Origin of the sequence: Actinomadura roseirufa, assembly GCF_900659635.1 — a bacterium.
Lineage (GTDB): Bacteria > Actinomycetota > Actinomycetes > Streptosporangiales > Streptosporangiaceae > Spirillospora > Spirillospora roseirufa.
Map to the genome: position 1 here is coordinate 19,119 of NZ_CAACVB010000096.1, position 9,358 is coordinate 28,476.

The 9,358-nt window shown below is 71.3% G+C and carries 9 protein-coding genes and 1 pseudogene; 2 read left to right on the forward strand and 8 right to left on the reverse strand.

The genetic code is table 11. From position 1 onward, the window contains the following. Nucleotides 1-75: 75 nt before the first annotated feature. Nucleotides 76-465, forward strand: a complete 390-nt coding sequence (locus tag E1291_RS20830) for a globin (protein WP_131739513.1) — start codon at nucleotides 76-78, stop codon at nucleotides 463-465. Nucleotides 466-540: 75 nt separating this feature from the next. Here E1291_RS20830 and E1291_RS20835 read toward each other — a convergent pair whose 3' ends face one another. After that, entirely contained in the window at nucleotides 541-1,938 is a 1,398-nt protein-coding gene (locus tag E1291_RS20835) for a S28 family serine protease (protein WP_242614274.1), read from the reverse strand. 232 nt (nucleotides 1,939-2,170) lie between these two features. Here E1291_RS20835 and E1291_RS20840 point away from each other — a divergent pair, with 232 nt between their 5' ends. Beyond that, complete coding sequence (locus E1291_RS20840; RefSeq protein ID WP_131739514.1) at nucleotides 2,171-2,782, forward strand: hypothetical protein; 612 nt, start codon at nucleotides 2,171-2,173, stop codon at nucleotides 2,780-2,782. A 69-nt stretch (nucleotides 2,783-2,851) separates the two neighbouring features. Here E1291_RS20840 and E1291_RS20845 read toward each other — a convergent pair whose 3' ends face one another. The 7 genes and pseudogenes from E1291_RS20845 to E1291_RS20875 all read right to left on the reverse strand — a co-directional run. Beyond that, a complete protein-coding gene (locus tag E1291_RS20845) occupies nucleotides 2,852-3,073 on the reverse strand; it encodes a hypothetical protein (protein ID WP_131739515.1) in 222 nt (73 codons plus the stop codon). A 124-nt stretch (nucleotides 3,074-3,197) separates the two neighbouring features. Then, entirely contained in the window at nucleotides 3,198-3,827 is a 630-nt protein-coding gene (locus E1291_RS20850) for a GNAT family N-acetyltransferase (RefSeq protein WP_131739516.1), read from the reverse strand. Next, nucleotides 3,824-4,261 (reverse strand): acyl-CoA thioesterase, encoded by a 438-nt coding sequence (locus E1291_RS20855; protein ID WP_131739517.1) that lies wholly within the window; start codon nucleotides 4,259-4,261, stop codon nucleotides 3,824-3,826. Before E1291_RS20855 ends, E1291_RS20850 begins: the two co-directional genes overlap by 4 nt. Before the next feature lie 216 nt (nucleotides 4,262-4,477). Next, complete coding sequence (gene ettA, locus E1291_RS20860) at nucleotides 4,478-6,142, reverse strand: energy-dependent translational throttle protein EttA (RefSeq protein WP_131739518.1); 1,665 nt, start codon at nucleotides 6,140-6,142, stop codon at nucleotides 4,478-4,480. Nucleotides 6,143-6,182: 40 nt separating this feature from the next. Further along, nucleotides 6,183-7,472, reverse strand: coding sequence for a GGDEF domain-containing protein (locus E1291_RS20865; protein WP_131739519.1), 1,290 nt, complete (start codon nucleotides 7,470-7,472; stop codon nucleotides 6,183-6,185). A 507-nt stretch (nucleotides 7,473-7,979) separates the two neighbouring features. Continuing rightward, complete coding sequence (locus E1291_RS20870) at nucleotides 7,980-8,441, reverse strand: single-stranded DNA-binding protein (RefSeq protein WP_131739520.1); 462 nt, start codon at nucleotides 8,439-8,441, stop codon at nucleotides 7,980-7,982. 140 nt (nucleotides 8,442-8,581) lie between these two features. Next, nucleotides 8,582-9,358, reverse strand: a pseudogene (locus tag E1291_RS20875) (ABC transporter); the annotation flags it as partial.

Genomic DNA, 9,358 nt, shown 5'->3' on the forward strand with positions numbered 1-9,358 from the left:
TCGCCGCGGCACCGTGCCGCCGGGGTCCCGGGACCCCTCCGCCGCCCATGCCTGATCACATAGGCTGGAGTCGCTATGGCTGAAGCTGAACAGGTCACGTTCTACGAAGCGGTCGGCGGCGAGGAGACCTTCCGCCGGCTCGTCCACCGCTTCTACGAGGGCGTCGCGGGCGACCCGGCGCTGCGCGCCCTCTATCCCGAGGAGGATCTCGGGCCCGCCGAGGAGCGGCTGCGGCTCTTCCTCATCCAGTACTGGGGCGGCCCGACGACCTACAGCCGGCAGCGAGGGCACCCGCGGCTGCGGATGCGGCACGTCCCGTTCGTCATCGGCGAGGCCGAGCGCGAGGCGTGGCTGAGGCACATGCGCGTGGCCGTGGACGAGCTGGAGCTTCCCGAGCGGTTCGAGAAGATGCTCTGGGACTACTTCACGATGGCCGCGCGCAGCATGGTGAACTCCCCCACGTGAGGTGAGCGGGTCCCCGCGGGCGGCGGCGCGCGGCGCCCCGTCCGTGAGGACGGCGCACCGCGCGCCGGAGGCTCGCTACAGCGGCGGACGCTGGAGCAGGAGCGGGTCGTCGGCCGTGACCGAGGGTGCCTTGAGGGACGGCGCGCCGGGCTGGACGTTCGCCCAGCGGAGCAGGTCCGCGGTCGCCTTCGCCCTCTGCGCGTCGGGCAGCTTGGCGATCAGCCTGCCGCTGTGGTTCATGCCGGGCGCGGTGTAGACGGCCGAGTCGCGGCTGCCCTTGCCGAGCCGGAACCGCTCGGAGCCCCACGGGTCGTTCTCCCCGTACAGGAACAGCAGCCTGCTGCCGTGCTCGCGGACCCACCGGTCGACGTCGCGCATCGCCTTGCCGCCGTCGAAGCGCATCGGGATGTCACGCGGGACGTAGGTGCGCGGCTGGTAGCTGTTCTCGTACCGCAGCAGCGGGCGCAGGTTCGTGAACTGGGGCTTCGGCCAGCCGAGCTCGGTCCCGGCCTGGTAGTAGTACGGGACGTAGGGGGCGAGGCCCTGGTCGGTGTAGAAGTCCAGCCCGGAGATCGTGTTGAGCGTCTCGTAGATCTCGTCGTCGGAGGCGTTCACGGCGGGCAGCGAGCCGCAGTCGGACTGCAGGCTGTACTGCCAGAAGGTCCACTCGTAGTCCATCACCGAGTTCTCGAACGCGCGGTCGGGCGTCCGCAGGATGCCGAACGTCCAGCCGTTCTTGGCGGCGTCGGCCTTGAAGCGCGCCAGCATCGCCGGGCGGCGCTTGAGGAACTCGCGCGCGAGCCCCTTCAGGTGCGCGCGGCACTGCGGGTCGGAACCGACCGTCTGGAAGAACCGGTCGTAGGCCCTGTCGTCGTTGTTGTCGACGTCGTTCGGGGCCACGTACACGACGCTGCCGTCGACGTCACGCGGGTAGAAGCGCTTGTGGTAGACGACCGTCATGCCGCCCTTGCTGGCGCCGGTCGAGATCCACTTCGCCTTGTAGATCTTCTTCAGCTGCCCGATGAGCCGGTGCTCGTCGGTGGCGGCCTGCCAGATCGTGTCCTTGCGCCAGTCGGCCGGCTCGGGACGGGACGGGGTGAAGTACCGGTACTCGACCGAGATCTGGTTCCCGCCGACGAGCGCGGTCGGTTCCGAGGTGAACATGGTCTCGGGCGTGCTGTAGCCGCTGGTGTAGAGCACCATCGGCCGGTCCGCCGCCTTGTGCTCCAGCATGATCCGCTGCTCGAACCACTTCCCCTTGGGGTCGCGGTGGTCGACGGGCTGGCGGTAGGTGAGCCAGAACCACCGGTAGCCGGGCAGTGTGGAGGTCTTCTCCGTCACCGTCATTCCGGGGATCGCCTTCAGCTGGTCGGCGATGTCGCCGGCCCGCGCCGAGCCCGGCCGCGCGGTCACCGCGGCCTGCGCCGTCATGGCGCCCGCCCCGGTCACTCCCGCGGCCAGCAGCAGTGCCATCGCTCCTCGTGAGACGCGCCGCATCATGCCCCTTCCACGTGGGATCTCCACATTTCGCGACGCGACAATAGAGGGCAAAGTAGGGCAAGAACGGAGTCCTGCAACGCTTGTTACCGAGCCGTGACGGCTTGGTGGTGATCTGTCCGGCTTGGGGCGTAGCGTCGGAATCTGGGGAGCGATCGGCCGTGACGGGGCCGATTCGCGCAGTGATCTCGACAAGGGGGACGAGACCATGTTCATCCAGGTAATCCAGGGACACGTCACCGACCGGGACGAGGTCAAGGAGGCCATGGACCGCTGGGTCCGGGACCTCGCGCCGGGCTCGATCGGCTGGCTCGGCAGCACCGGGGGGATCACCGACGACGACACGTTCGTCACCCTCGCGCGGTTCGAGTCCCGGGAGGCCGCGCGCCGCAACAGCCACCGCCACGAGCAGGAGCAGTGGTGGACCGAGCTGTCCAAGACGTTCAGCGGCGAGGTGACCTTCCACGACTGCGCCGAGACCGGCGACTGGCTCGGCGGCGGGTCCGACGACGCCGGGTTCGTCCAGATCATGCACAGCCGCGTCCGCGACCTCGCCGGGCTGCGCGCGTGGATGGACCGGCAGGACTACGGCATGCTCCGCACCTTCCGTCCCGACATCATCGGCGGCCTGTGGGCCGCGCACGGCGACGGCGGCCTGACCGAGGCCGTCTACTTCACCTCCGAGGCCGAGGCCCGCGCGGGCGAGGGCAAGGAGGCGCCGGCCGAGATGCGGGCCGCCATGGAGGAGATGCGGCAGTTCTACGAGGGCGACTTCACCTACCTCGACCTCAAGGACCCGTGGCTGGCCTCGCCGCGCTGACGCGGTCCGATCTGGACCCCGGGCCCCGGAACCGGGGCCCGGGAAGGGGTCCAGGCCCACGAGGGCGGGTCAGACGGCGCCGCCGGTGAGGAAGTGGGCGAGCAGCCAGCCGAGGCCGAGCACCAGGGCGAGGCGGCGCAGCTGCCACCCGGCCGGCTTGCCCCGGATGGCGAACACGTTCCACACCAGCTCCGACAGGGTGTCGTCGGGCTTCCGGTTGAAGACGGCCGGCAGTTCGATGGCGAAGAACATGAGGATCCACAGGATCCATGCGGCGAGATAGGGGGACATGGGCTGCTTCTTCGGCTCGTGGACGATGACTCTTTCCGGTAATACCCGGAAATAGTGATCGTCAAGCGAGGCCGCGCACCACCGCTGAACCGGCCTCAAAGACGCGGTGAGAACCGGGCGGTTCTCACCGCCGGGGGCCGGCACCCCGGCTCGACGGGGACGGGGCGAGGGCCACGCCGTCGTCCCAGGGGGCGAGGCGCTCGAAAAGGCGCTCGTCGTGCCACCGGCCGTCCACATGGATGTGCCCGCGGGCCGTCCCGACGGCCGTGAAGCCGTTGCGCTCCAGGACGCGCTGCGACGCGCGGTTGTCGACCCGCGTGAACGCCTCGACCCGGTGCAGGCACAGGTCGCCGAACGCCACGTCCAGCACCTGCCGTACGGCCTCGGTGGCGACGCCACGGCCCGCGTGCGCGCGCGCCACCCAGTAGCCCACGAAGCAGCTCTGGAGGGGGCCGCGCAAGATGTTGTTGAGCGTGATGCGGCCCGCGACCTTCCCGTCCACCAGGATGACGCCGGGCCACAGCTCGCCCGCGCCGTGCGCCTCGCACAGCTCCCGCAGGTTGGCCCGCTGCCCGCCGGCCGTGAAGTACTCCTCCGGCCGCGCCGGCTCCCACGGCCGCAGGTAGGCGCGGTTCTCCTGGTAAAGATGGGCGAGGACGTCCGCGTCCGCGACCCGCGCCGCCCGCAGCGCGACCCCTCGCGCCTCGGCCGCGGCGACCCGGCCGCCCAGTGGCGGGCCGGTGACGACCGTCATGCGCCCGGGGGCATGTGGCGGCCGATGAACTCCCGCTCCTCGGCCGTGAACCGGCGCAGCCGCCCCTCCGACACGTCGAAGGCCACCAGCGTGGACGTCGCCGTCGCGTACACGTTCTCGTCGTCCAGCACCTCGTAGGCCAGCTTGAACGAGGCGGCGCGGCACTCGGTCACCCACGTCTCCACCCGGATCGGGTAGACGGTCGGCAGCAGCGGCTGCCGGTAGTCGATCTCGTGCCGCGAGATCACCATGCCCCGGACCGGCTGCTCCCCCTTGCGCACCGGGTCGCCGTGGAACATCTCCAGCCGCGCGTCCTCCAGGTAACCGAGGAACTTCACGTTGTTCACATGGCCCTGGGAGTCGATGTCCCCGAAGCGGATGTTGAACTCGTAGACGTGCCGGTACGCCGCCGCGGGCAGATCGGTCTGCTGCATGTCCTCGCCTGGGAGTCGGGTGGTGGGGGGCTCTCCACCGGTTCGCCCGATGCTACCCGGGGCGTCATTACGGCCCGTCCCCCGCCCGCGTGACGAAGACCGCATTCCCCGTAATTCACCGTTTCGCGCACCCGTGCCGGGGCTCGCGGGACGGGCCGCAGACGGCGGGACGGCCGCGCCCCGCCGATGCGGGGCGCGCGGCCGTCCCGTCCCGCGTCAGTCGCGGGTGAGCTTGCGGTGCGTCACCCGGTGCGGGCGGGCCGCGTCGGCGCCCAGCCGCTCGATCTTGTTCTTCTCGTAGTCGGCGAAGTTCCCCTCGAACCAGAACCAGTTCGAGCCCTCCTCCCACGCCAGGATGTGCGTGGCGATGCGGTCCAGGAACCACCGGTCGTGCGAGGTGATCACGGCGCAGCCCGGGAACTCCAGCAGGGCGTTCTCCAGGCTGGACAGCGTCTCGGTGTCCAGGTCGTTGGTCGGCTCGTCCAGCAGCAGCACGTTGCCGCCCTGCTTGAGCGTCAGCGCCAGGTTCAGCCGGTTGCGCTCGCCGCCCGACAGCACGCCCGACGGCTTCTGCTGGTCAGGCCCCTTGAACCCGAACGCCGCGACGTAGGCGCGGGACGGCATCTCGACCTGGCCGACGTTGATGTGGTCCAGCCCGTCCGAGACGACCTGCCACACCGTCTTCTTCGGGTCGATGCCCCCGCGGCCCTGGTCGACGTAGGAGACCTTGACCGTCTCGCCGACCCGCAGGACCCCGTCGTCCGGCTGCTCCTCCCCCACGATCATGCGGAAGAGCGTCGTCTTGCCGACGCCGTTCGGCCCGATGACGCCGACGATGCCGTTCGGCGGCAGGTTGAACGACAGGTCGTCCATCAGGACCCGGTCGCTGAACCCCTTGGTCAGATCGTCCGCGATGATCACGGTGGAGCCCAGGCGGGGCCCCGGCGGGATCTGGATCTCCTCGAAGTCCAGCTTGCGGGTCTTGGCCGCCTCGGCCGCCATCTCCTCGTACCGTTCGAGACGGGCCTTGCTCTTGGTCTGCCGCGCCTTGGGGTTGGAGCGCACCCACTCCAGCTCGTCCTCAAGGCGCTTCTTGCGCTTGGCGTCCTTGTTCCCCTCGACCTTCAGCCGGTCGGCCTTCTTCTCCAGGTACGTGGAGTAGTTGCCCTCATAGGGGAAGCAGCGGCCGCGGTCCAGTTCGAGGATCCAGGTGGCGACGTTGTCAAGGAAGTACCGGTCGTGGGTGACGGCCAGGACGGTGCCCTCGTACTTGGCGAGGAACTGCTCCAGCCACTGCACGCTCTCGGCGTCCAGGTGGTTGGTGGGCTCGTCCAGCAGCAGCAGGTCGGGGGCCTCCAGCAGCAGCTTGCACAGCGCGACGCGGCGGCGCTCACCACCCGACAGCGTCGTCACGTCGGCGTCCGGCGGCGGGCACCGCAGGGCGTCCATCGCCTGCTCCAGCTGGCTGTCGAGATCCCAGGCGTTGCGATGGTCGAGCTGCTCCTGCAGCTTCCCCATCTCCTCCATCAGCTCGTCGGAGTAGTCCGTCGCCATCTTCTCGGCGATCTCGTTGAAGCGGTCGACCATCGCCTTGGTCTCGGCGACGCCCTCCTCCACGTTCCCGAGGACGGTCTTCTCCTCGTTCAGCGGGGGCTCCTGCTGCAGCATGCCGACGGTGAAGCCCGGCATGAGGCGCGCGTCGCCGTTGGACGGCTGCTCCAGGCCGGCCATCATGCGCAGCAGCGTCGACTTGCCGGTGCCGTTCGGCCCCAGGACGCCGATCTTGGCGCCCGGAAGGAAATGCAGGGTGACGTCGTCCAGGACGACCTTGTCGCCATGCGCCTTGCGCACACGCTGCATGGTGTAGATGTACTCGGCCATGCCTTCAAGACTAGGGGGTCCCCGGCACCGCCGCGCCGCCCTACCCGCCGGTCGCCCGGGGTCCCTCCACGGCGGGCAGGCAGACGCGGTCGCGGCCCGAGGACTTGGCACGGTACAGCGCCAGGTCGGCGGCCGCGAGCAGCTCGATCAGATCCTGCCCGTGGGTACCGAGCAGGGACACGCCCACCGACACCGTCACCGTCACCGTGCCGTCCTCGGCGGGCACCGCCAGCCGCCGCACCCGGCCCCGCAGCCGCTCGGCCACCCGGCACGCCTCGACGGTGTCGGTCCCTGGGAGCAGGACCACGAACTCCTCGCCGCCGAACCGGCCGACCACGTCGTAGTCGCGCAGCTGGTGGCAGAGCGTCCCCGCCACGCCCACCAGCACCTGGTCGCCCACGAGGTGCCCGTGGGTGTCGTTCACCCGCTTGAAGTGGTCGATGTCGATCAGCAGCAGCGCCAGCGGGTCGTGCGTGCGCTGCGCCCGGGACAGCTCGGTGTCGGCCTCGCGCTGCCAGGCCGCCGCGTTCAGCAGCCCGGTCTTGGCGTCGGTCCGCGCCGCGGCCTGGAGCTGCTGGTGCATCAGGCTCCGCTGGAGCAGGATCACCGGCGGCAGCGCGAGCAGCAGCAGGCCCAGCGTCAGCGCGCTCGTGATCGCCACCAGCGTGCCCACGCACAGCTCCACCAGGTCCAGCAGCAGGCTCTCGCGCGTCCACAGCACCTCCCGCCAGCGGCTCCCGGGCTCGGCCGCGTGCGCGGCGACCGCCACCAGCGCCGCGTTGACCACGGTGAACAGCGCCGCGCACGCCACGGCGGCGGGGATCCCCGGCCAGGCGTCGACGACCCATCGCGGCTCCCCCGCCAGCGGCTGCGGCACCGCCAGGTGGAACACCATCGAGGCGCACGCCCCGGCGATCCCGAGCGCCGAGACGACCACGACCCTGCGGTAGACGAGCGTCCGGCGCACCCGGAAGTGCAGCAGCACCTGCAACGGCACCGGCATCAGCAGGGCGTACGCCGGCGGCAGCAGCAGCGCGACGGGCAGCCACCACGCCGACAGCAGGTCCCGCGCCACCCCCGCGGGGATCCCGAGCCGCCGCGTCGCCTCGATGCACACCGCGCCGCAGGCCAGCAGGGCGGTGAAGGTGAGCAGGTCCTCCAGCCGCGGATGGGCGCCGGCGAGCGTCGCGACGATGAGCCCCAGATGGACGGCGACGACCGCCGGAACATAGACCACCAGCAGGGACGGGCGTCCCGCGAACGCCCTGCTCCGGGGCTTGCGGGCGAGTTCCCCACCACGGTCCTCGGCGGACGACTGCACTGCCGTCATCCTTCCCCCTTACGCGCATCACTTTGCGTAACACGATAGTTGCAAGGTGTGCGGAGTGGACGGGAAACCGGTACCTTCGATAGAGCACATGTGGGTGCCCGTGCCGGACACCCGCGACGGCCCGCGGATTCGCGGACCTCAGCACATCCTGAGGGGGATACCACCATGCGCGGCGTTTCCTGGATCTAGTGCTGTGTTGCCGTAACTCCGGCCTTAGCGGCTCGCCCGGCGGTCATGTCCGTCCGATATCGGCCACGAGCCCGCCTGGCGGCCGTGTTCACCCGCGATTCCCGTCCCAGGGGCGCGCCCGGCGGCATGTCCCCGGTCTGGATCGCGCGAGCGTGTGAACACCGGGCCGGATTGCGGTACCCGGCCTAGGCGACCGCAGAAAGAACCCCCATGGCACAGGGGGGCGCCGACCGGCAGAAGCCACTGCCGGTGACGCCCCACAGAATTGGAACGCGCCAGCACCGTCCCCGCGGCGGCCCGGCACGGGCGGGCGCCCGGTCAGGCGGCCTGGGGAGGACCCTCCTCCGGGGTGGTCAGCGCCCACTGGTCCGCCGCGTCCCGCGCCTCCTGGCGGTCGCCGTCGGTCGGCGCGCCGCCGCGCTGGACGGGACGGAAGTCGGCCGTGCCGCGGCTGAGGTCGTGGCCCACGGTGGTGGCCTCGACCTCGGCGGAGAAGCGCCACTGGCCGTCGCGCTCGTACTGGCGGACCCGCAGCCGGCCGGTGACCAGGACCGGGTGGCCCCGCTGGAACTCCGAGGCGTTGACGTTGTCGGCGAGGCCGCGCCAGCAGTTGACGGTGAGGAACATGGTGTCGGCGTCCTGCCACTGCCCGCTCTGGCGGTCGTAGCGGCGCGGCGTGCAGCCGACCCTCAGCGACAGGAACGGCGTTCCGGCGGCGGTCACGGTGTAGTAGGGCTCCGCGGCGACCCAGCCGACGACGGTGATGTGGGCCTCGTTCACGGTTCCTCCGTTGTGCTCGGTACGACGGGCGTACCGACAACGGTGACCGGCCCGCCCTCCGCGCGGAGCCGATACCCGAACCTGTGGATAAACCGGCCCGTCCCCGGCGGGCGCGGCCGGGCCGGTCAAGAGGCGCCGGGTCAGGTCAGCTGGGCGACGTCCTCGCGGAAGCGGGCGTAGACGCCGAGCTCGGTGGTGACGGGCTCGACGACCTTCTCCTGGGCCACGCGCTCGATGCCCTCGCGCATGTGGCGGCCCATCTTGGCGCCGTGCTTGGCCGACGACAGCGCGACCAGGTTGCGGCAGGCGGACGAGGTGAGCCAGCCCATGCCCAGCGTGCACACGATCAGCACCACGACATAGGGGATCAGGCCCGGCTCTCCGGCGGCGCCGGCACGGTCCTCCCCACCGGCGTCGAGGACGCCGTAGGCGACGAGGAATCCGATCCACACGACGCCGAGGACGGCGACGAGGATCAGGAAGTACTGCCAGGTCTTCACCAGCCACCACCACCGCGGGACCTGGTTGAACGCGGGCAGCGCCTCCTTGAGGGACTCGCCGAGGGCCCCGGGGATCTCGCCGGCGCGGGAGCGGGCCGCGGCGCGGACGGAGCGCGCCCAGGGGGCGGGCAGCTCGGCGGCGACGCCGTCGGTGACGGCCTGGAGCGCGGCGTCGACGTCGCCCCGCTGGGCGCCGACCGGACCGGTGAAGGCGTTGCGGAGCTCCTCGCGCAGCTCGGTGAGGCGCATCCGGCGCAGCGGGTCCGAGCGCAGCCGGGCGGCGAGGGCGGCCAGGGGCCAGCCGACGAAGTCGGCGGCGCGCAGCTCGTAGGCGCTCTCCATGGCCTCGGCGACGGCGGGCGCCCCGGCGGCGTCGGTCAGCGCGCGGACGAGCCCGGCCCGGCGGACGTCGTCGAC

Bases quoted from the DNA above. Each gene is read 5' to 3' on its own strand.
- E1291_RS20830 (WP_131739513.1), top strand. From the start codon at position 76: ATGGCTGAAGCTGAACAGGTCACGTTCTACGAAGCGGTCGGCGGCGAG.
- E1291_RS20835 (WP_242614274.1), bottom strand. From the start codon at position 1,938: ATGGCACTGCTGCTGGCCGCGGGAGTGACCGGGGCGGGCGCCATGACG.
- E1291_RS20840 (WP_131739514.1), top strand. From the start codon at position 2,171: ATGTTCATCCAGGTAATCCAGGGACACGTCACCGACCGGGACGAGGTC.
- E1291_RS20845 (WP_131739515.1), bottom strand. From the start codon at position 3,073: ATGTCCCCCTATCTCGCCGCATGGATCCTGTGGATCCTCATGTTCTTC.
- E1291_RS20850 (WP_131739516.1), bottom strand. From the start codon at position 3,827: ATGACGGTCGTCACCGGCCCGCCACTGGGCGGCCGGGTCGCCGCGGCC.
- E1291_RS20855 (WP_131739517.1), bottom strand. From the start codon at position 4,261: ATGCAGCAGACCGATCTGCCCGCGGCGGCGTACCGGCACGTCTACGAG.
- ettA (WP_131739518.1), bottom strand. From the start codon at position 6,142: ATGGCCGAGTACATCTACACCATGCAGCGTGTGCGCAAGGCGCATGGC.
- E1291_RS20865 (WP_131739519.1), bottom strand. From the start codon at position 7,472: ATGACGGCAGTGCAGTCGTCCGCCGAGGACCGTGGTGGGGAACTCGCC.